Here is an 18,860-nt window from a genome sequence, read left to right as displayed (position 1 = left end):
CCGCCGTTACATGCGTCTCATCCGGCGGACAGCCTCCCGTGAGGCGCGCCGCGACGGATTAGGCTGCCCCCGTGGCTGATATCCAGATCCCCGCTGACATCAAGCCCGCCGACGGTCGCTTCGGCGCGGGCCCGTCCAAGGTGCGTACGGAGGCGCTCAGCGCCCTGGCTGCCACCGGAACCTCTCTCCTCGGCACGTCCCACCGCCAGGCCCCGGTCAAGAACCTGGTCGGCAAGGTGCGCGACGGCGTCCGGGACCTCTTCTCCCTCCCCGAGGGCTACGAGGTGATCCTGGGCAACGGCGGCTCCACCGCCTTCTGGGACATCGCGACGCACGGACTCATCGAGTCCAAGTCGCAGCACCTCACCTTCGGCGAGTTCTCGTCCAAGTTCGCCAAGGCCGCGAAGCTCGCCCCGTGGCTGGCCGAGCCGACCGTGATCTCCTCCGAGCCGGGTACGCACCCGGAGCCGGTGGCCGAGGCGGGCGTCGACGTCTACGCCTTCACCCACAACGAGACCTCCACCGGTGTCGCCGCGCCGATCAAGCGCGTCGCGGGCGCCGACGAGGGCGCACTCGTCCTGGTGGACGCGACGTCCGGCGCGGGCGGTCTGCCCGTGGACATCACCGAGAGCGACGTCTACTACTTCGCTCCCCAGAAGTCCTTCGCCTCCGACGGCGGCCTGTGGCTGGCGGCCTTCTCCCCGGCGGCCCTGGAGCGCGCGGCCCGTGTCCACGCGTCCGGCCGGCACATCCCGGAGTTCTTCTCGCTGCCGACCGCGATCGACAACTCCCTCAAGAACCAGACGTACAACACCCCGGCCCTCTCGACCCTCTTCCTGCTCAACGAGCAGCTCGAGTGGCTCAACGGCCAGGGCGGCCTGGACTTCGCGGTGCGCCGCACGGCGACATCGGCGCGCACCCTCTACGGCTGGGCCGAGGCGTCCAAGCACGCGAACCCGTTCGTCACCGACCCGGCGAAGCGCTCGGCCGTCATCGGCACGATCGACTTCTCCGACGACGTCGACGCGGCGGCGATCGCCAAGGTGCTGCGCGCCAACGGCATCGTCGACACCGAGCCGTACCGCAAGCTCGGCCGCAACCAGCTGCGCGTGGCGATGTTCCCGGCGATCGACCCGGCGGACGTCGAGGCACTGACGGCCTGCGTCGACTATGTGATCGAGCGCCTGTAGTACCGGTGACGTGACGAGAACGTACGCCCGGGCCCGGCGGCCCGGGCGTTCGGATCTCTACCGACGGTCACTTCGGACGATCTCTTCCGACGTGTCTCTTTCGAGGTGTCTCTTTCGCGGCCTACCGCCGCCGGAGCAGCCGCCGCAGGGACACGACCAGCAGCGTCGCGACCGCGAACGTACCGGCGCCGATGGCGAGGTTGCGGTTGAGGCCGTCACCTCCGCCGTCACCCAAACCGCTCTGGCTCTGACCGTTCCTGTCGTCGGCTCGCGCCTTCTCCGCATGGTCGGGCAGCAGATCGCCGTCCAGCGGGACGGGTGAGACCTGGCTGCGGACACCCTCCGTGCCGTACATCAGCGTCCGCCCGTCCGGGGTGAACGTGACGGACTCGCCCTGCCGTTGCAGGGGCACGTTCGGCCGCCCGATCTCCTTGGGGCGGCCGTCCTCCCACCGGTACTCGCGGACGTCGAAGTAGCTGCGCACCACGAGCCGCGTGCCGTCCGGCGAGAACGCCCCGTCGGTCGCCCACAGCTTGAGGTCGGCGACGCGCCGGAAGACGTTGGTCCCGGACGCGGACAGCTTCTCGGGCCCGGCGAAGAGCCCACCGCCGGACCGGTGCTTGCTGGCGATGTAGACCCGCCCGGTCTTGGGGTGCACCATCAGCGACTCGGCGTCGCGCGGACCGCCCTCGTACTGGACCGCGTACCGGACCGGGGTGACGGTGACGTCCTTCAGCTCCTTCGGCTCGGCAAACCTGTAGATCCACACCTTGGGCCAACTGCCCCCGAGGTTGTCGCCGATGTCGCCCACGTAGACGTTCCCGTCGGGCCCGATCGAGATGGCCTCCACGTCACGGGGGTCGATCCCACTGAGCGTGACGGTCGCGACCGTACGTCCCGTGCGGCTGTCCACGGCGTAGACGTACGGGCCGTCGTCGCTGTCGTTGTGCGTCCAGTACACGCCGGGGTGCGTACGGCTCGCCGCGAGGCCGCTGGACTCCTTGATCCGCGGATCCTCGAGGGTGAACGCGGAGGGCGTCCCGCCGTCGGCCAGGGCGGGCGTGGCGGCGGGCAGCACGGTGAGTGCGGCGAGCGCGGTCAGCGCGGCGATTCCGGGGGCACACAGGAGCGGACGCATGGCCCAAGCCTGCCATCACGGGCCGCGAAGGTGGGCAGGGCGCCCGCGGCACGCGCGTCGCGCCCGCGAAAAACCGTCGCGCGCCGGGCGGCAGGTCGCTAAGATCGCCGGCATGAAGCGCGCTGCTATGAGCATGACGACGACGCCGGAGAGTGTCCCGGCGCGCTGACAGCTGTTTTTGTCCGAAGCCCCGGGGCGAGTGCCCCGGGGCTTCGCCATGTGGTCACTCGCCTCACCGCCCGTGAGGAGACCACGATGCACGACCGGATGCACGACCACCGCAAGCTCGGCCGCGAGCTGGACCTGTTCGACACCGATCCGCTGATGGGCGCGGGCCTGCCGTACTGGCTGCCCGACGGCGCGGCCGTCCGGCACGCCCTGGAGGAGTACGTCCGCGGAGCCGAACGGCGCGCCGGCTACCGGCACGTGTACTCGCCCGTCCTGGGCAAGCGGGAGCTGTACGAGATCTCCGGCCACTGGTCGCACTACAGCGACGACATGTTCCCCCCGATGGACCTCGGCGGCGAACAGGTCGTCCTCCGCCCGAGCCTGTGTCCCCACCACGCCCTGATCTACCGCTCCCGCGCCCACAGCTACCGCGAACTGCCCCTGCGCATGGCGGAGCTGGGCGGCATGTACCGCTCCGAACTCTCCGGCGTGCTCGGCGGACTCACCCGCGTCCGGTCCATCCAGCTGAACGACGCGCACGTCTTCTGCACCCCCGACCAAGCCGCCGACGAGGCACGGGCCGCCCTGGAACTGATCCGCGAGGCCTACGACGCCCTCGGCATCCGCCCCACCCGATACCGGCTCTCCCTCCCGGGCGCGGGCGGGAAGTACGTGGCCGACCCCGCGATGTGGCGCCGGGCCGCCGACCTGCTGATCGAGGTCCTCGACGCGTCCGGCGTGCCCTACGAGGCCGCCGAGGGGGAAGCCGCGTTCTACGGCCCCAAGATCGACGTCCAGGTCACCGACGGCGCGGGCCGTGAGTTCACCCTCTCCACCGTCCAGATCGACTTCCACCAGCCCGAACAGTTCGACCTGCACTACATCGGCCCGGACGGCGCCAAGCACCGGCCGGTGATGGTCCACCGCAGCGTCATCGGCAGCGTGGAGCGGGCCGTCGCCCACCTCATCGAGCTGCACGGCGGCGCCTTCCCCGCCTGGCTGGCCCCGACCCAGCTGATGGTCCTGCCGATCTCCGAGGCGGAGGTCCCGCAGGCCGCCGCGCTCGTACGCCGCTGCGTCGAGCAGGGGCTGCGCGCGGAGCTCGCGGGCCCGGAACACGGCACCCTGGGCGCCCGCGTCCGCGCCGCCCGGCTCGTGCCCTACCAGGCGGTGATCGGCGCACGGGAGGCGGCGGACGACCGGGTCGCCCTGCGCTTGCGGGACGGCCGCCGACTCGACGCGATGTCAGCGGCGGAGGCCCTGGCCCGGATCGGCGCGGTGGTCGCGGCCCGCAGCGGCGAGCTGTGGGCCGCGGAGGTCGGCGCGTAGCGCGTCTCGGGTGCGGCGGGGCCGGGCGGGGCCCAAGTCCCCGTCCGGCGGACCCTGTCCGAGGCCGTCAGCGGCCGCTCGGCCCGCCCCAGCCCCGCTCCAGCAGGGCGAAGATCTCGTCCGCGGCACGCTGCGGGTCGGGGTGGCGGCGGGCGAGGAGGGGGGCGTTCAGGGCGAAGCGGGCCAGGGCGGCGCAGGCGGCGTCGTCCTCAGGGGCGCCTGCATCCTCGGCGATGGCCCGGGCCAGGGCCGTTTCGTGACGCATCCACATCCGGTGGGCGTACTCGCGCAGTGCCGGAGTCTCCTCCACCATGCGGCTGAACTCGGCCATCTGAGGCCCTGCGGGCTGCCCGCCCGGCGGGTGGGGGATCGGGGTGTGCGGGCCCGCCGTCGGAATGTGCGGGCCCGCCGCTGCCCGCAGGTGCTCCCGCAGGGCCTGCGGGACGGAGACGCCGGGTGCGCGCTCGCGCACGGCGGCGACGAGGGCCGCCTCGATGTCCTGGTCCAGGTCGAAGACCAGGGCCTCCTTGCACGGGAAGTGCTTGAACAACGTGGTCACCGACACGTCGGCGGCGTCCGCCACGTCCTTCACGCCGACCTGGTCGTAGCCGCGGTCGAGGAAGAGCTCCAGGGCGGCGTCGGCCAAGGCCTTGCGGGTCTGGGCCTTCTTGCGCTCGCGGCGTCCGGTCGGTGCGTTCACCGGCCCACCATACCCCGCGGACAGCCCCAAGGTTGAGTCAAGCAAAAAGTTAAGTGATTGCACCTTCGTAGTGGGTGTGCTTTCGTGAGAGTGCCGCGTCCGGCACGCATCCCGTGCCCTCCCACCGTCGAAAGGGTCTTTCGTGAACGCCACTTCCGCTCGCATCGCCGTCGTCGGGGCCGGCCCCGGCGGACTGATATGCGCCCGCATCCTGCAACTGCACGGCTGGTCCGTCACCGTCTTCGAGCGCGAGGCGTCCCCTTCCGCGCGCACGCAGGGCGGCACGCTCGACATCCACACCAGCACCGGCCAACAGGCGCTGCGCGAGGCCGGATTGCTCGACCGCTTCCACGCGCTGGCCCGGCCGGAGGGGGAGGTGTGGCGGCGGGTCGACCCCTTGACCGCCGAGGTCCTGGAGGTCGACCGGCCCGCCGACGGCCAGGCGGGCCGGCCGGAGATCGACCGCGGGCAGTTGCGCGGGCTGCTGCTCGACTCCCTCGCGACCGGAACCGTCCGCTGGGGGCGCCCGGTCAGCCGCGTCGTCCCCCACGGCGACGGCACGCACCGGCTGTTGTTCGAGGACGGCACCGGGGAGGACTTCGACCTGGTCGTCGGCGCCGACGGCGCATGGTCGCGCGTCCGTCCGGCGCTGTCCGACGCCGTGCCGCGCTATACGGGCGTCACCTTCGTCGGGACCGGATTCCACGACTCCGACACCCGCCATCCGGCGTTCGCCCGCCTGGTCGGCGACGGCACCATGTCCGCCATGTCCGGCAGCAAGGGGCTGACGGCCCAGCGCAACAGCGGCGGTCACCTCGACGCCGTCGCCATTTTCCGCGCCCCGGAGGACTGGTACGTCACCGCCGGGCTCGACTTCGCCGACACCGCCGCCGTACGCGCCCACCTGCTGGACATGTACGACGGCTGGCACGACAGCCTGCTGTACCTCCTGCGGTCCGGCGACAGCGGATTCGTCAACCGGCCCCTGTACGCCCTGCCCGTACCCCCTGCCTGGGACCACGTGCCCGGCCTGACGCTGGTGGGCGACGCCGCCCACCTGATGCCGCCGCTCGGAGTCGGCGCCAACCTCGCCCTGCTCGACGGCGCCGAACTCGCCCTGGCCCTCGTCGCGCACCCGGAGGCCGACGCCGCGGTACGGGCCTACGAGGAGGTCATGCTGCCGCGCGCGGCGGACCTGGCCGCAGGCACCGCGCAGGGTCTCAACAACATGCTGCCGCCGGAGGGAGCGCCCGCGCCCGTCCCGGGGTCACGGCGTCCTGGTCAGCCGCTGACCTGAGCACGTTCGGTCATCGCGGGCATGCACGGCAAGGACACAGCCGACGGCTATGAGGCGACGGGCGGCTCCTAGCGGTAGAAGGTCCGGCCGCCGGCCCCGGAGGAGACCGACCAGACCTCGGTTATCAGACCGCCGGTGACCCTGAGGGTGTCCGTCCCGCTCCGCGCCACGGTCCGGCCGTCCTGGTCCGCGAAGCTCGCCACGTAGGGGCGGGCGACCAGGCCGGCCGGCGCCCCGTCGACGAACCCGAGGTCCACGACGGCCGTGGCCTCGGCCGCGAAGCGGAGGCCGGGACGGCTCCGGTGCCAGGAGGTGATGATGTCCGCCAGCTGCCGGGGAGTACGGACGTCGTCGAACGCTTCCGTACCGGCCTGGGCATAGCGGAGGGTGAACTCCGGAGCCATGATCTCCTCGGCGAGCCCCACATCGCCGTTCCACATCGCGGTCCACCGGTCGTACGTGCCGACACCGAAGCGCCGCAGGTCGTCGTCATTCATCACGGGGTTCACTTCGTCACTTCCCAGCGGGCCGGTAGTCGAGGACGAGCGCACCGGAGCCGAACGTCGTGGTGCCGCCCAGCTTCCACGTCGACGTCGGGACACCCTCCGGGAAGAGCCGCTTGCCCTTGCCGACGACGACCGGGTGCACCCACAGCTTCAGCTCGTCCACGAGGCCCTCGGTGATGAGCGAGCGGATCAGGGCGCCGCTGCCGTATATGAGGACGTCCCGCTCGTACTTCTCCTTGAGCGCGGTGACCCCCTCGCCCAGATCGCCCTTGATGACCTCGGCGTTCCACTCGGCCGACTCCAAGGTGGCACTGGCGACATGCTTGGGCATGGAGTTGATCCGGTCCGCGAAACCGTCCTCGTCCGTCATGCCCGGCCACGCCTGGGACATACCCTCGTAGGTCTCGCGGCCCAGCAGCAGCGCGTCGGCGGCGAACAGCGCCTGATGCGCGTACCGGCCGTGCTCCTCGTCGAAGTAGGGGGCGGTCCAGGCCGGGCTCTCCATGACGCCGTCCAGCGATAGATAGACCAGCGCGACGATCTTGCTCATTGCAACCCCCGTGGTGTCCGTATCAAGGCAACTCGCGTGCGGGCACGGCGACATGGCAGGAGCCGTGCCGTGAAGGCGCCCTACTGCTGATGAACCTAGGGCACACCACTGACAACGGGCCGGGACGGACGGCCGAGGACCTGCTGAGCAGTCCCCGATCGACGCTTCCGCTGACGGTGACGCTTGAGTCCCGACGCGTCAGGTGAGGGCGGCGAACGCCCGTACGCCAGGCGCACCAGTTCGCGACGGAGGTATGCGAGTCGTTCACGGGCATCAGCCCCGAACGGCTCGCGACCCGCTCCCGCAGGCGGGTCAGTCCTCAGGGGAAGCCGACTGCGCGGCGACGAACGACCCCATACCAGGAGTGGTGACGATCAGGCCCTCCTCGCGAAGCGCCGCGGTGACCTTCCGCACCGTGATGCGTGCGACGCCGAACTCCTGCTCCAGTCGCCCCTCAGAAATCATGTGGCGGGGCGGGTACTCACCGGTGGCGATGCGCCGCCGGATCACGTCGGCGATCTGCGTCCACTTAGGACGCGTCGGGTCGAATTCCATCACGTACGGGACTGTATGTATAGGCACCCAATCGAACATAGAAGCCACTGGCAATTTCTGGGTATAGACAGGCATAGCCCGGTTGCCTAGAGTGGGCGCCCATACAAAGACCCCCGCGACCGTGCGACCGATCCGGGGGCATGTCCACCAGCACTCAGGAGCTGATGACGTGAGGGACTCTATCTCCCGCCTCTTCACATGGATGAGGGCACTGTTCTCATCCGGCCGCCCCACACCACAAACGCCCACAGCCCCCGCCCCGACGCCGCCGGCACCAAGAAACCCGCACCCCCTCGACGGCTCACTCACCGGTGGCGACACCGCCGCCCTTTGGGTCACTCCACACGGCATCGACATCAGGCCCCGACATGCCGCCCGCCCCCAAGTGGCAGGCCAGACCAGGAAGGTTGGCGAGGTCGAAGCATTCGACATCGCACCCGGGACCATGGTGGTCGACACCGTCACCGGCGGCATGGGCAGAGTCCGAACCGTCGCCGCCAACGGAATGATCAGCGTCGAGCATCCCAACGGCCACACCTGGAAGACCTGCGCCGTCCGGGCCGCCAGCTCCGTCGAACGACTGAACCTCCTCGCCGCGGATGCGGCCCAGGCCAGTCGGCCCCACCGGCAGGCGGACTCCCCCACCCCCTGAACGCAGCCGTGGGTGGGGGCCGGCGACGACGCCCACCCACGGGCGCAGCCCCTGACCGTGCCCGCGCGCCCCTTGGTGAGAGTGCCGCTGCCCTGAACGCGCGCAGTCAGCGCGATGGATCAGCCACCGCAGGCGCACCCGGAAGCGGCCTTCGCCCCGGCCGGCGCGTGATCGACGGCAGTCTCGCTGCTGGTGCAGCAGGTGTCGCCGCCCTGGACAGGGCTCTTGCCGAGGGTGTCGGCGTCGGCCTTGACGACGTAGACCTCCCAGGGCTCGCGGCCGGGGCCGTGGACCCAGACCTTGTCCTGGAGGGCGTAGCAGCAGGAAGTGTCGTTCTCCTCGAAGGTGGCCAGGCCCGCCTCCTTGAGGCGCTCCGCGGCGGCGACGACCTGCTCGGCGTCGGCGACCTCGACGCCGAGGTGGTCCAGGCGGGTGTTCTGGCCGGGCTCGCCTTCGATGAGGACGAGCTTGAGCGGGGGCTCGGCGATGGCGAAGTTCGCGTATCCGGGCCTGCGCTTGGCCGGTTCGACGCCGAAGAGCTTGGAGTAGAAGGCCACCGATCCTTCGAGGTCGGCGACGTTGAGTGCGAGCTGAACGCGGGACATGACGGTTCCCCGATCGACTTGTATCGAACTCTTTCAATGCAAGGTTGCGCCTTGGATCGAAGAACGTCAACATAGAGGTATGTCGAATCAAGAATTCGTGGTGCTCGGGCAGGACGGCCCCGACGGCTGCTGTCCCGGGCTGCTGACCGCGCCGCTGGCCGAGGACCAGGCGGTGGAGCTGGCGAGGGTCTTCAAGGCCCTGGGCGATCCGGTCCGGCTCCGGCTGCTGTCGATGATCGCCTCCCGGGCGGGCGGCGAGGTGTGCGTCTGCGACCTCACCCCGGCCTTCGATCTGTCGCAGCCGACGATCTCCCACCACCTCAAGCTGCTGCGCGAGGCCGGTCTGATCGCGTCCGAGCGGCGGGGGACGTGGGTGTACTACCGGCTGCTGCCGGAGATGACGGACAAGCTCGCCGGGATCCTCACCCGTCCCGCCGGGCAGCCCCTTCCCGAACCCGCGGAGTCTCCCTCGTGACCCGCCGGGCCACCGCCCCGGTGGCGGCCGGGCTGTCCTTCCTCGACCGGTACCTCGCCGTGTGGATCCTGCTGGCGATGGGCGCCGGCCTGGGCCTGGGCCGTCTCGTTCCCGGGCTGGGGGACGCACTGGCGAAGGTGACCGTCACCGGCGTCTCGCTGCCGATCGCCCTCGGTCTGCTGGTGATGATGTATCCGGTGCTGGCCAAGGTCCGCTACGACCGGCTCGACACCGTCACCCGCGACCGCCGTCTCCTCGTGCCGTCCCTGGTGCTGAACTGGGTCCTCGGACCGGCGGTCATGTTCGCCCTCGCCTGGGCCTTCCTGCCGGACCTGCCGGAATACCGCACGGGCCTGATCATCGTCGGGCTGGCCCGCTGCATCGCCATGGTCATCATCTGGAACGACCTGGCCTGCGGCGACCGCGAAGCCGCCGCCGTCCTGGTGGCCCTGAACTCGGTCTTCCAGGTCATCGCGTTCTCCGCGCTCGGCTGGTTCTACCTCGACGTGCTGCCCGGCCTGCTCGGCCTGGAGACCACCGGCCTGGACGTGTCCGTGTGGGAGATCGCCCGCTCCGTCCTGATCTTCCTCGGCATCCCGCTCGCGGCCGGGTTCCTCACCCGCAGCCTGGGCGAGAAGGCCAAGGGCCGCACCTGGTACGAGTCGAAGCTGATCCCCCGCATCGGCCCGTTCGCCCTCTACGGGCTGCTCTTCACCATCGTCGTGCTCTTCGCGCTCCAAGGCGACGCCATCACCTCCAAGCCACTGGACGTCGTACGGATCGCGCTGCCGCTGCTGGTCTACTTCGCCGTCATGTGGACCGGGTCCATGGCCCTCGGCCGCGCGGTCGGCCTCGGCTACGCGCGGGCGACGACACTGGCGTTCACCGCGGCGGGCAACAACTTCGAGCTCGCCATCGCGGTCGCCATCGCCACCTTCGGCGCCTCCTCCGGCCAAGCCCTCGCGGGGGTCGTCGGCCCCCTCATCGAGGTCCCCGTCCTCATCGGCCTGGTCCACGTCGCCCTGGCCGCCCGCCGCCGCTTCCCCCACCCCACCGTCGGCCGGTCGGCCGCCGCACCGGAAGGTTCCGCCCGTGTCTGAGACCAAGCCTTCGGTCCTGTTCGTCTGCGTCCACAACGCCGGACGCTCCCAGATGGCCGCCGCCTTCCTCTCCCACCTCGGCGGCCGGCGCGTCGAGGTCCGCTCGGCCGGCTCCGCCCCCGCCGACACCGTCAACCCCGCCGTGGTCCAGGCCATGGACGAGGTCGGCATCGACCTCTCCGCCCGGACGCCCAAGCTGCTGACCACCGAAGCCGTCCAGGCATCCGACGTCGTCATCACCATGGGCTGCGGCGACGCCTGCCCCGTCTTCCCCGGCAAGCGGTACCTCGACTGGAAGCTCGACGACCCCGCCGGCCAGGGCGTCGAGGCGGTACGCCCGATCCGCGACGAGATCGAGGGGCGGGTCCGGCGTCTGATCGCCGAGCTGCTTCCCGCGCAGGGCTGAGGGCCGGCCCCCGACACCATCGTTCGGGCGACCCGACCGGTTCGCAGCCCGGTTTTCCCTCCTCGGGGAAGAAAACTCGTACCGCGACCGACCGACAGCGGCACGAGCGAAGGAAACCGAACATGTTCACGAACACCAGGGCGTTCAGCAGCTTCGCGGTGGACGACATGCAGAAGGCCAAGGGCTTCTACGGGCAGACGCTCGGGCTGCGGCTCACCGAGCACGCGGAGTACGGGCTGCTGACGCTGCACATCGAGGGCGGGGCGGAGGTGCTCGTCTACCCCAAGGCCGACCACGTACCGGCGTCCTTCACCGTGCTCAATTTCCCGGTGAAGGACATCGACAAGGCCGTGGACGAGCTCGTCCAGCGTGGGATCACCTTCGAGCGGTATCCCGAATTCACCCAGGACGAGAAGGGCATCATGCGCCAGGAGGGCCCGTACATCGCGTGGTTCACCGACCCGGCGGGGAACACCCTGTCCGTGCTCCAGGAGCGATGACCCCACCCCCCGACGCGCCGTCCGACGTCGGGACCCTTGCTTCGAGCGCGCTCCAGGGCCTTTGCTACGGCCATGGAGTACACGCAGCTCGGACGCACGGGACTCAAGGTCAGCCGGATCGTTCTCGGGACGATGAACTTCGGGCCTCAGACGGACGAGGCCGACAGTCACACCATCATGGACGTCGCCCTCGACGCGGGCGTCAACTTCTTCGACACCGCCAACGTCTACGGCTGGGGCGACAACAAGGGCCGTACCGAGGAGATCATCGGCACCTGGTTCGCCAAGGGCGGCGACCGGCGCGACAAGGTCGTCCTCGCCACCAAGGTCTTCGGCAACATGGGCAGCGACGGCGCCGACTGGCCCAACCAGGACCGGCTGTCCGCCCTCAACATCCGCCGCGCCGTCGACGCCAGCCTCCGGCGGCTCCAGACCGATCACATCGACCTCTACCAGTTCCACCACGTCGACCGGACGACGCCGTGGGACGAGATCTGGCAGGCCGTCGACGTCCTCGTCCAGCAGGGCAAGATCCTCTACGCGGGCTCGTCCAACCACGCCGGCTGGCACATCGCGCAGGCGAACGAGGCGGCGCGCCGCCGCGGCTCGTACGGGCTCGTCAGCGAGCAGTGCCTGTACAACCTCGCCGAGCGGCGCGCCGAGATGGAGGTCATCCCGGCGGCCGAAGCGTACGGGCTCGGGGTCATCCCCTGGTCGCCGTTGCAGGGCGGGCTGCTCAGCGGGGCGATCCGCAAGGAGCGGGCAGGTGGGGCCGGGCGGTCGGTGGAGTCGCTCGCGAACACGAAGGTCCGCGAGCAGGTCCAGGCGTACGAGGACCTGCTCGACAAGCACGGTCTCGCGCCCGGCGAGGTCGCGCTGGCCTGGCTGCTGACCCGGCCCGGCGTGACGGGGCCGATCGTCGGCCCCCGGACCGCCGACCAGCTCGGGTCCGCGCTCCGCGCCGTCGAGCTGAAGCTGTCCGACGAGGTGCTGGCCGGGCTCGAAGGCATCTTCCCCGGGCCGGGGCCGTCGCCGGAGGCGTTCGCCTGGTAGGCGCGGCACGGAATCGGGAACCCCACCCCGCGGGGCCCGGCCCGGGCCCCGCGGCGTTCAGCGCGTCACTTCACCGCCGCGACGACAGCGATGACGACGAGCATGACGGCGAGCACACCGGACATGATCCGGTTTCTGGTCTTGGGGTCCACCCTTCGAGCGTAACCGGCCCCGGGAAGTGCCCACGCAACCGGTTCAGTGCCCCAGCCCCCAGGACCGGAGCACCTCGTACCGCGGACGCTCCCCGGGGACGCCGGAGACCGGCGGGTGGCTGCGCACGAGCGCCAGCCGGTCCACCGTCCACGCCGTGCCCGTGAAGTCCGCGAGGGCCGCCGCGTACGGCTTGAGGTCCACCCGGCCCGCCGCCCTGGCGAGGGTGAGGTGGGCGTGGAAGGAATGCGTACCGTCCACGTCCACCCCGGCCCTGCGGGCCCCGGCCGCCGTCGAACGGGCGAGGTCGCGCAGCGTCGTACGGTCGCCGTCGGCGCCCACCCACAGGATGCGGTCGCCGAAGCGGCCGCCGCCCGCGAGCCGCAGTTCGTGCGGCGGGTGGCGGCGCGCGGCGCGCTCCAGCCGTTCGGACAGCTCGGGGAGCAGGCCCTCGTCGACCTCGCCGAGGAAGGCGAGCGTGAAGTGCCACCCCGCGAGCTCGGTCCAGCGGAGCCGGTCCGCGCCCGGCAGGGGGCGCAGGGTGTCGACCACGGCGGTGAGTTCGGCGAGGGCGGATTCCGGCGGAATGATCGCGGCGAACAGTCGCATATGGCTAGTCTCACCCGGATGGAGACCAGCGGGTTGGAGATCAGGAAGGGCGGGGAGGACGACGTCCCCGCGATACTCGCCATGCTCGACGGCGCCGTCGAGTGGCTCGTCGCGCACGGGCGCACGGGACAGTGGGGCACCGAGCCGTGGTCGGCCCGGCCCAAGGCCGTCGAGCGGGTCGGGGAGATCGTCCGCTCGGGCACCCCGTGGCTCGCGGTGATCGACGGCGTCGTGGCGGGCGCGGTCACGCTGACGCCGGACCCCGCGCCGTACGTCGCGCGGGCCGACGAACCCGAGGTGTACGTCCATCTGCTGGTCACCGACCGCCGCTTCGCGGGCCGGGGCGTGGGCGCTGCCCTGCTGGCCCACGCGGTCGAGGAGACCCGGCGGCAGGGCATCACCCTGCTGCGGGTCGACTGCTACGCGGGCAGCGAGGGGCGGCTGGTGGACTACTACCGCCGTAACGGCTTCACGCCCACGGAAACGTTCCTGGCAGGCCCGGAGGGCGACTGGCCCGGCCAGGTACTGGCCCAGCGGGTGTGACACCCGCCGGTAGGGACCGGGTGGGCACGAAGCCGGGGGGCCGGCGCCCTCGGGTCATGGCACCCGGGCGGTACGACCCGCCTGCTCGGCCGTGTCCGGCGGATCTTGCCCGGCTGCCGCCCGGCCGCCGCCTACGGCGGTAGCGCCCTTCGGGCGCGTCCTCGAACGCCGGACGGGCTTGATCGGCTGATGCCGGACACGGCCCGGGCGCGGCGCGCCACCCCGGCGGACGACAGCGGAGGGTGACGGGGTCGCAGGGGGCGTCCCGGAATGCTGCCGGATATTTGTGGGCGGAAGTGCCGGGCACCGATGCGCTCGGGGCTCCCCGCCCGTAAATATCCGATTCCGGGACGTTCCCGGAGGCCCCGGCGCCCGGCCCGGACCCACCGGCCCGCACCGAGGACCGCACCGGCCGCCGTCACACCGTCGCCGCCAGCTCTTCCTTCCTCGGCACCGGCTCACGCGGCACGAACGCCACATGCCGACGCCCCCGCCGCAGATCTATCCGAAGGCGCAGCCCACCCGCCCGGGCCAGCGTGAAGCCGATCGCGGACGCCGCGAGCACCGACACCACACCACCGGCGAGGAAGCCGACTCTCGCGCCGTAGACGTCGGTGACCCAGCCGACCAGCGGCGCGCCCAGCGGCGTGCCGCCCATGAAGACCATCATGAACAGGCTCATGACCCGGCCCCGCATCGCCTGGTCCGTCGCCAGCTGCACACTCGAGTTGGCGGTCACATTGATCGTCAGGCCGAACATGCCGATCGGCACCAGCAGCGCCGCGAACACCCAGAACGTCGGTGCCAGCGCCGCCGTGATCTCCAGCAGGCCGAACAGCGCGGCCGCGCCGACCAGCAGCCGCAGCCGGGACGTGCCCCGGCGGGCGGCGAGCAGGGCACCGATCAGGGAGCCGGCCGCCATCAGGGTGTTGAGCAGGCCGTACGTACCGGCGCCCGCGTGGAAGACGTCGTTGACGAACGCCGTCAGCCAGATGGGGAAGTTGAAGCCGAACGTGCCGATGAAGCCGACCAGCACGATCGGCCAGATCAGATCGGGCCGCCCGGCCACGTAGCGCAGGCCCTCACGCAACTGGCCCTTGCCGCGCGGCGCTTGCTCGACCTCGTGGAGCTCACTCGTGCGCATCATCAGCAGCCCGGCGAGGGGAGCCGCGTAGGAGAGGCCGTTGAGCAGGAACGCCCAGCCGCTGCCCACGGCCGTGATCAGCACACCCGCGATGGCGGGGCCGACGAGCCGGGCCGACTGGAAGTTGGCGGAGTTGAGGCTGACGGCGTTGCGCAGATCGGCCGGGCCGACCATCTCGACGACGAATGCCTGGCGGACGGGGTTGTCCACGACCGTGACGAGGCCGAGCGCGAAGGCGGTGAGGTAGACGTGCCAGACCTGGACGTGTCCGGACAGGGTGAGGACGGCGAGGGCCAGACCGGTGAGGCCCATGGCGAGCTGGGTGATCAGGAGCAGCCGTCGCTTGGGGTAGCGGTCGGCGATGACACCCCCGTACAGCCCGAAGAGCAGCATGGGCAGGAACTGCAGCGCCGTCGTGATGCCGACGGCGGCGGAGGAGCCGGTCAGGCTGAGGACCAGCCAGTCCTGGGCGATGCGCTGCATCCAGGTGCCGGTGTTGGACACCACCTGTCCGGTGGCGAAGAGCCGGTAGTTACGGACCTTCAGTGAGCTGAAGGTCCCTCCCTTGGGCTTCAGGGAGGTGGTGCGTGCGTCGTCGTGGGTGTTCGGTGCGGGTGCGGAGTCTGCTCCGGGTCCCGAACTCAAAGTGCGTTCGCCTCCTTCTGGGCGGGCCTCAGGCCGTCCTTATGGCACCCACGGGCGACTGCGTCGTGCGCGTACGCCTACAGGTGCGCGAGTTTCTCCAGTACGGGCGCGGCGGCGCGGAGCGTCGCCCACTCGTCCTCGTCGAGCTGTCCGACCAGCTCGGCGAGCCAGACATTGCGCTTGCGCCGGCTCTCCTCGAGCATGGCCTCGGCCCGCTCGGTCTGAGTGACCACCTTCTGGCGGCGGTCCTCGGGGTGCGGGTCCAGCCGGACGAGGCCCTTGGCCTCCAGCAACGCGACGATGCGAGTCATCGACGGCGGCTGCACGTGCTCCTTGCGGGCCAGCTCACCGGGGGTGGCGGAGCCGCAGCGGGCGAGGGTGCCGAGCACCGACATCTCGGTGGGGCTGAGCGACTCGTCGACCCGCTGGTGCTTGAGCCGCCGTGACAGACGCATCACGCCGGACCGCAGGGAGTTCACGGCGGCTGTGTTGTCCGGGGTTTCCAGCATGTTAGTTAGCTTATCTTATTACCCGCGCTAAATAAAGTGGACGGGTGGGACGCCTGCGCCACCGCTGCCGCTATGCCCGTTGCCTGACAAAAGTCATGCTCAGCCGCTGATCCTCGGCCCTGACGCCCGCCCCGCCCCGACCGCGAGGCTGTACCTACCGAGCAGGGATACGGGGCGCGGAAGCGACACGGGAGGGGCCCGATCATGAGCAGCACCACCATCACCGACACACCGGCGGCGAAGACCGCCGGCACCGACGGGCGCGGGCGGGCGCTGCTGCGGAGCCTGTCGCCGCTGATCGTGGACGCCCTCGTCCCGATGGCCCTGTACTACGTGCTCAAGGGCTTCGGCATGGGCACCGTGGCCGCGCTGGCCTGGAGCAGCGTGGTGCCCGCCCTCCGTACCGTCTGGAGCCTGGTCAAGGACCGCCGGCTCAACGCCCTCGCCGCGCTGATCCTCGTGGTCAATCTCGCGGGGCTGGCCTTCAGCACGGTGTCGGGGGACGCCCGGCTGATGCTGGCCAAGGACAGCGGGGTGAGCAGCGTGATCGGCATCGTGGTGCTGGTCTCCGCCTACGCCGGGCGGCCGCTGATGTCGACGGGCCTCAAGCCGTGGGTGACCAAGGGGCACCCGGCGCGGGTCGCCGCCTGGGAGCGGCTGTCCGCCTCTTCCGAGCCGTTCCGCCGCGCGGAGCTCACGTTCTCCGCCGTCTGGGGCGGGGCGCTGCTGGCCGAGTGCGTAGCCCGGGTCGTCGGGGCGTACGTCCTGCCGGTCGACACGATGGTGTGGCTGGGCAACGTGATCCTGGGGTTCGCGATCGTCTTCGCGATGCTGGTGGCGGGCGGCCTGGCCGCCGACCCGATGGAGAAGATGGTCGACGCGGACGTCAAGGACCACGACGCCCGGAACGACGGAGCCGCCCACGCCGGGAAGGCGTGAGCGGCTCGTCGGAGAAGCCCGGGCGGTGCTACTTCACACCCAGCGCCTGCTCGATCGGGTCGAGCAGGAAGTAGACGAGGAAGCACAGCCCGACCACGTTGAGCAGCCAGGGGATCTCCCGGCCCCGCTTGTCGGCGACGCGCAGCAGGATGAAGGCGAGCACGCCGATGCCGATGCCGTTGGTGATGCTGTACGTGAACGGCATCGAGATGATCGTCAGGAACGCCGGGATCGCGATCGTGAAGTCGCTCCAGTCGATCTCCTTGACGTTGGCCGCCATGATCAGGAAGCCGACGACGAGCAGCGCGGGGGTGGCCGCCTGAGAGGGGACGATCTTCGCGAGCGGGGTGAAGACGAGGGCCAGCAGGAAGAGCCCGCCGGTCATCAGGTTCGCGAGGCCCGTACGGGCGCCCTCGCCGACACCGGCCGTGGACTCCACGAAGCAGGTGTTCGCGGAGGCCGAGCCGACGCCGCCCGCCGCGACGGCCACGCCGTCGACCATCAGGATCCGGCCCATGTTGGGCAGCTGGCCCTTGTCGTCCGTCAGCCCGGCCTCCTCGCCGACGCCGATGATCGTGCCCATCGCGTCGAAGAAGCCGGAGAGCAGCACGGTGAAGACGAAGAGGCAGCCGGTCAGCAGGCCGACCTCGTGGAAGCCGCCGAAGAGGCTGATGTCGCCGACGAGGCCGAAGTCGGGCGAGCCGACGACGCTGTCCGGCACCTGCGGGACGCTGAGGCCCCAGTTCGCGTCCGGGATGTCGGCGAGCGAGTTGATGATGATCGCGACGAAGGTCATCGCGACGATGCCGATGAGGATCGCGCCGCGCGTCTTGCGTACGAGCAGGATGAAGGTGAGCGCGAGGCCGATCACGAAGACCAGCACCGGCCAGCCCTGGAGCTGACCGCCCTGACCGAGGCCGAGCGGGACCGTGGTGTGCGCGGCGTCGGGGTTGCGGGTGACGAAGCCGGAGTCGACCAGGCCGATCAGCGAGATGAACATGCCGATGCCGATCGCGATCGCGCGGCGCAGCCCGCTGGGGATCGCGTCCATCACGCGCTGCCGCAGACCGGAGGCGACCAGCAGCATCAGCACCAGACCGGCGAGCACGACCATGCCCATGGCGTCCGGCCAGCTCATCTTGGGGGCGAGCTGGAGCGAGACGACGGCGTTGATGCCGAGGCCCGCCGCACAGGCGATCGGCACATTGCCGATGACGCCCATGAGGACGGTGCTGAGTCCCGCCATCAGGGCGGTGGCCGTGACCAGCTGGGCGTTGTCCAGCTGGTGACCGAACTTGTCCTGGCCCGCGCCGAGGATGATCGGGTTCAGCACGATGATGTAGGCCATCGCAAAGAAGGTGGCCAGACCGCCGCGCATCTCGCGGGAGACGGACGAGCCCCGCTCGGAGATCCGGAAGAACCGGTCGAGGGCGTTGCCGGGGGGCGGCGTGGGGGACGGCTGCTGGGCGTCGACCGGGGAGGTGGCCGAGGAGGGCATGCGGGACCTCAGTCGTACGGGCCTGTGGGAGGCGAGCGGGGGATGCGGGGGCGATGCAAGGGATGGCTGTCCGCGAGGGCCGTGCGGGTGATCGACGGTGATCGACAGGCCCGGGACGCAGACGAACGGATCATGAACGGCGGATCATATTTGGATGATCAGACGAAACATCGCAGTCAGATCCGGTCGGTTTCAGTATGAATAAACAAGAGGTGAATTGCTATCTCCGCGCGTAGACCCTTATGGGACAAGGGCCCCGACCGGGAAGGCCGGCCCTGGAGGCGCACGGACTAGGCTTACGGCCATGACGAAGTGGACACCCAGACACGAGGCACCGGAGCCCCTGGAAGGCCCCGTCGTCGCCACCATCACCGGCGGCACGATCCTCTGGTTCGTCCTCTTCCTCGTGCAGCTCCCCTTCTACGGCTGGTTCGAGGACCACGGCCACCTGTGGTGGGTGTGGACCCCCCTGGCCGGGGCCGGGCTCGGTCTGATCGGTATCTGGTACGTCCGTGGACGCGAAGCGGCCATCCGACGTCACGCGGCGAACGCGAGCGAGCGCGAAAGCGCCACTTCGGAAGGTGAACCGGGCTGACCGC

General features: G+C 70.7%; 22 protein-coding genes. 12 read left to right on the top strand and 10 right to left on the bottom strand.

Features of this window, described 5'->3' with window-relative positions; translation table 11 throughout:
• Positions 1–71 precede the first annotated feature (71 nt).
• Entirely contained in the window at positions 72–1,190 is a 1,119-nt protein-coding gene (gene serC / locus FHS38_RS23580) for a phosphoserine transaminase (protein ID WP_184736491.1), read from the top strand.
• 121 nt (positions 1,191–1,311) lie between these two features.
• Here serC and FHS38_RS23575 read toward each other — a convergent pair whose 3' ends face one another.
• Positions 1,312–2,328, bottom strand: coding sequence for a YjiK family protein (locus FHS38_RS23575; protein WP_184736489.1), 1,017 nt, complete (start codon positions 2,326–2,328; stop codon positions 1,312–1,314).
• Positions 2,329–2,547: 219 nt separating this feature from the next.
• Between FHS38_RS23575 and thrS the strand changes: the two genes are divergently transcribed.
• Complete coding sequence (gene thrS / locus FHS38_RS23570; RefSeq protein WP_308433512.1) at positions 2,548–3,825, top strand: threonine--tRNA ligase; 1,278 nt, start codon at positions 2,548–2,550, stop codon at positions 3,823–3,825.
• 67 nt (positions 3,826–3,892) lie between these two features.
• Here the strand turns inward: thrS and FHS38_RS23565 are convergent, their stop codons facing one another.
• Positions 3,893–4,525, bottom strand: a complete 633-nt coding sequence (locus tag FHS38_RS23565; RefSeq protein WP_229822171.1) for a TetR/AcrR family transcriptional regulator — start codon at positions 4,523–4,525, stop codon at positions 3,893–3,895.
• 142 nt (positions 4,526–4,667) lie between these two features.
• Here FHS38_RS23565 and FHS38_RS36160 point away from each other — a divergent pair, with 142 nt between their 5' ends.
• Positions 4,668–5,822 (top strand): FAD-dependent oxidoreductase, encoded by a 1,155-nt coding sequence (locus FHS38_RS36160; RefSeq protein ID WP_184736483.1) that lies wholly within the window; start codon positions 4,668–4,670, stop codon positions 5,820–5,822.
• Positions 5,823–5,890: 68 nt separating this feature from the next.
• Here the strand turns inward: FHS38_RS36160 and FHS38_RS23555 are convergent, their stop codons facing one another.
• From FHS38_RS23555 to FHS38_RS23545, 3 genes are all read right to left on the bottom strand, one after another.
• Entirely contained in the window at positions 5,891–6,319 is a 429-nt protein-coding gene (locus FHS38_RS23555) for a hypothetical protein (protein ID WP_184736481.1), read from the bottom strand.
• A 16-nt stretch (positions 6,320–6,335) separates the two neighbouring features.
• On the bottom strand, positions 6,336–6,878 hold the full coding sequence (locus FHS38_RS23550; protein ID WP_184736479.1) for a dihydrofolate reductase family protein: 543 nt from the start codon (positions 6,876–6,878) through the stop codon (positions 6,336–6,338).
• Between the two features lie 312 nt (positions 6,879–7,190).
• A complete protein-coding gene (locus FHS38_RS23545) occupies positions 7,191–7,433 on the bottom strand; it encodes a GntR family transcriptional regulator (protein WP_221495310.1) in 243 nt (80 codons plus the stop codon).
• Between the two features lie 445 nt (positions 7,434–7,878).
• Between FHS38_RS23545 and FHS38_RS23540 the strand changes: the two genes are divergently transcribed.
• Complete coding sequence (locus FHS38_RS23540; RefSeq protein ID WP_221495275.1) at positions 7,879–8,085, top strand: hypothetical protein; 207 nt, start codon at positions 7,879–7,881, stop codon at positions 8,083–8,085.
• Between the two features lie 119 nt (positions 8,086–8,204).
• Here the strand turns inward: FHS38_RS23540 and FHS38_RS23535 are convergent, their stop codons facing one another.
• Positions 8,205–8,690 carry an ArsI/CadI family heavy metal resistance metalloenzyme gene (locus FHS38_RS23535; RefSeq protein WP_184736475.1) on the bottom strand — a complete coding sequence of 162 codons (486 nt, stop codon included), beginning with the start codon at positions 8,688–8,690 and terminating at the stop codon, positions 8,205–8,207.
• A gap of 79 nt (positions 8,691–8,769) precedes the next feature.
• On the opposite strand from FHS38_RS23535, the gene FHS38_RS23530 reads away from it, so the two are divergent.
• From FHS38_RS23530 to FHS38_RS23510, 5 genes are all read left to right on the top strand, one after another.
• Positions 8,770–9,165 (top strand): ArsR/SmtB family transcription factor, encoded by a 396-nt coding sequence (locus tag FHS38_RS23530; RefSeq protein WP_184736473.1) that lies wholly within the window; start codon positions 8,770–8,772, stop codon positions 9,163–9,165.
• Entirely contained in the window at positions 9,162–10,265 is a 1,104-nt protein-coding gene (gene arsB / locus FHS38_RS23525; protein WP_184736471.1) for an ACR3 family arsenite efflux transporter, read from the top strand. The genes FHS38_RS23530 and arsB overlap by 4 nt, the downstream gene beginning before the upstream one ends.
• Complete coding sequence (locus FHS38_RS23520) at positions 10,258–10,671, top strand: arsenate reductase ArsC (protein ID WP_184736469.1); 414 nt, start codon at positions 10,258–10,260, stop codon at positions 10,669–10,671. Before arsB ends, FHS38_RS23520 begins: the two co-directional genes overlap by 8 nt.
• A gap of 122 nt (positions 10,672–10,793) precedes the next feature.
• On the top strand, positions 10,794–11,171 hold the full coding sequence (locus tag FHS38_RS23515) for a VOC family protein (RefSeq protein ID WP_184736467.1): 378 nt from the start codon (positions 10,794–10,796) through the stop codon (positions 11,169–11,171).
• A 72-nt stretch (positions 11,172–11,243) separates the two neighbouring features.
• Positions 11,244–12,224, top strand: coding sequence for an aldo/keto reductase (locus tag FHS38_RS23510; RefSeq protein WP_184736465.1), 981 nt, complete (start codon positions 11,244–11,246; stop codon positions 12,222–12,224).
• 195 nt (positions 12,225–12,419) lie between these two features.
• Here FHS38_RS23510 and thpR read toward each other — a convergent pair whose 3' ends face one another.
• Positions 12,420–12,983, bottom strand: a complete 564-nt coding sequence (gene thpR, locus FHS38_RS23505) for an RNA 2',3'-cyclic phosphodiesterase (protein ID WP_184736463.1) — start codon at positions 12,981–12,983, stop codon at positions 12,420–12,422.
• Positions 12,984–13,001: 18 nt separating this feature from the next.
• Between thpR and FHS38_RS23500 the strand changes: the two genes are divergently transcribed.
• Positions 13,002–13,526 (top strand): GNAT family N-acetyltransferase, encoded by a 525-nt coding sequence (locus FHS38_RS23500; RefSeq protein ID WP_184736461.1) that lies wholly within the window; start codon positions 13,002–13,004, stop codon positions 13,524–13,526.
• Between the two features lie 418 nt (positions 13,527–13,944).
• Here FHS38_RS23500 and FHS38_RS23495 read toward each other — a convergent pair whose 3' ends face one another.
• Positions 13,945–15,315, bottom strand: a complete 1,371-nt coding sequence (locus tag FHS38_RS23495) for an MFS transporter (RefSeq protein ID WP_184736459.1) — start codon at positions 15,313–15,315, stop codon at positions 13,945–13,947.
• A 77-nt stretch (positions 15,316–15,392) separates the two neighbouring features.
• Complete coding sequence (locus FHS38_RS23490) at positions 15,393–15,824, bottom strand: MarR family winged helix-turn-helix transcriptional regulator (RefSeq protein WP_184736458.1); 432 nt, start codon at positions 15,822–15,824, stop codon at positions 15,393–15,395.
• 204 nt (positions 15,825–16,028) lie between these two features.
• Here FHS38_RS23490 and FHS38_RS23485 point away from each other — a divergent pair, with 204 nt between their 5' ends.
• Positions 16,029–16,763 carry a VC0807 family protein gene (locus FHS38_RS23485; protein ID WP_184736456.1) on the top strand — a complete coding sequence of 245 codons (735 nt, stop codon included), beginning with the start codon at positions 16,029–16,031 and terminating at the stop codon, positions 16,761–16,763.
• A gap of 28 nt (positions 16,764–16,791) precedes the next feature.
• Here FHS38_RS23485 and FHS38_RS23480 read toward each other — a convergent pair whose 3' ends face one another.
• Entirely contained in the window at positions 16,792–18,261 is a 1,470-nt protein-coding gene (locus FHS38_RS23480; RefSeq protein ID WP_184736454.1) for an NCS2 family permease, read from the bottom strand.
• Between the two features lie 304 nt (positions 18,262–18,565).
• On the opposite strand from FHS38_RS23480, the gene FHS38_RS23475 reads away from it, so the two are divergent.
• A complete protein-coding gene (locus tag FHS38_RS23475; protein WP_184736452.1) occupies positions 18,566–18,856 on the top strand; it encodes a DUF2530 domain-containing protein in 291 nt (96 codons plus the stop codon).
• Positions 18,857–18,860 lie beyond the last annotated feature (4 nt).

This window comes from Streptomyces netropsis (genome assembly GCF_014203545.1).
GTDB classification, from domain to species: domain Bacteria; phylum Actinomycetota; class Actinomycetes; order Streptomycetales; family Streptomycetaceae; genus Streptomyces; species Streptomyces netropsis.
The sequence above is the reverse complement of the archived record's forward strand: the minus strand, read 5'-3'. Positions and strand labels throughout refer to the sequence as shown.

What these genes read in the sequence shown, in the direction of transcription:
- FHS38_RS23575 (WP_184736489.1), bottom strand. Translation starts at nt 2,328, where the DNA reads ATGCGTCCGCTCCTGTGTGCCCCCGGAATCGCCGCGCTGACCGCGCTC.
- FHS38_RS23555 (WP_184736481.1), bottom strand. Translation starts at nt 6,319, where the DNA reads ATGAATGACGACGACCTGCGGCGCTTCGGTGTCGGCACGTACGACCGG.
- FHS38_RS23550 (WP_184736479.1), bottom strand. Translation starts at nt 6,878, where the DNA reads ATGAGCAAGATCGTCGCGCTGGTCTATCTATCGCTGGACGGCGTCATG.
- FHS38_RS23545 (WP_221495310.1), bottom strand. Translation starts at nt 7,433, where the DNA reads ATGGAATTCGACCCGACGCGTCCTAAGTGGACGCAGATCGCCGACGTG.
- FHS38_RS23540 (WP_221495275.1), top strand. Translation starts at nt 7,879, where the DNA reads ATGGTGGTCGACACCGTCACCGGCGGCATGGGCAGAGTCCGAACCGTC.
- FHS38_RS23535 (WP_184736475.1), bottom strand. Translation starts at nt 8,690, where the DNA reads ATGTCCCGCGTTCAGCTCGCACTCAACGTCGCCGACCTCGAAGGATCG.
- FHS38_RS23530 (WP_184736473.1), top strand. Translation starts at nt 8,770, where the DNA reads ATGTCGAATCAAGAATTCGTGGTGCTCGGGCAGGACGGCCCCGACGGC.
- FHS38_RS23515 (WP_184736467.1), top strand. Translation starts at nt 10,794, where the DNA reads ATGTTCACGAACACCAGGGCGTTCAGCAGCTTCGCGGTGGACGACATG.
- FHS38_RS23510 (WP_184736465.1), top strand. Translation starts at nt 11,244, where the DNA reads ATGGAGTACACGCAGCTCGGACGCACGGGACTCAAGGTCAGCCGGATC.
- thpR (WP_184736463.1), bottom strand. Translation starts at nt 12,983, where the DNA reads ATGCGACTGTTCGCCGCGATCATTCCGCCGGAATCCGCCCTCGCCGAA.
- FHS38_RS23500 (WP_184736461.1), top strand. Translation starts at nt 13,002, where the DNA reads ATGGAGACCAGCGGGTTGGAGATCAGGAAGGGCGGGGAGGACGACGTC.
- FHS38_RS23490 (WP_184736458.1), bottom strand. Translation starts at nt 15,824, where the DNA reads ATGCTGGAAACCCCGGACAACACAGCCGCCGTGAACTCCCTGCGGTCC.
- FHS38_RS23485 (WP_184736456.1), top strand. Translation starts at nt 16,029, where the DNA reads ATGAGCAGCACCACCATCACCGACACACCGGCGGCGAAGACCGCCGGC.
- FHS38_RS23480 (WP_184736454.1), bottom strand. Translation starts at nt 18,261, where the DNA reads ATGCCCTCCTCGGCCACCTCCCCGGTCGACGCCCAGCAGCCGTCCCCC.
- FHS38_RS23475 (WP_184736452.1), top strand. Translation starts at nt 18,566, where the DNA reads ATGACGAAGTGGACACCCAGACACGAGGCACCGGAGCCCCTGGAAGGC.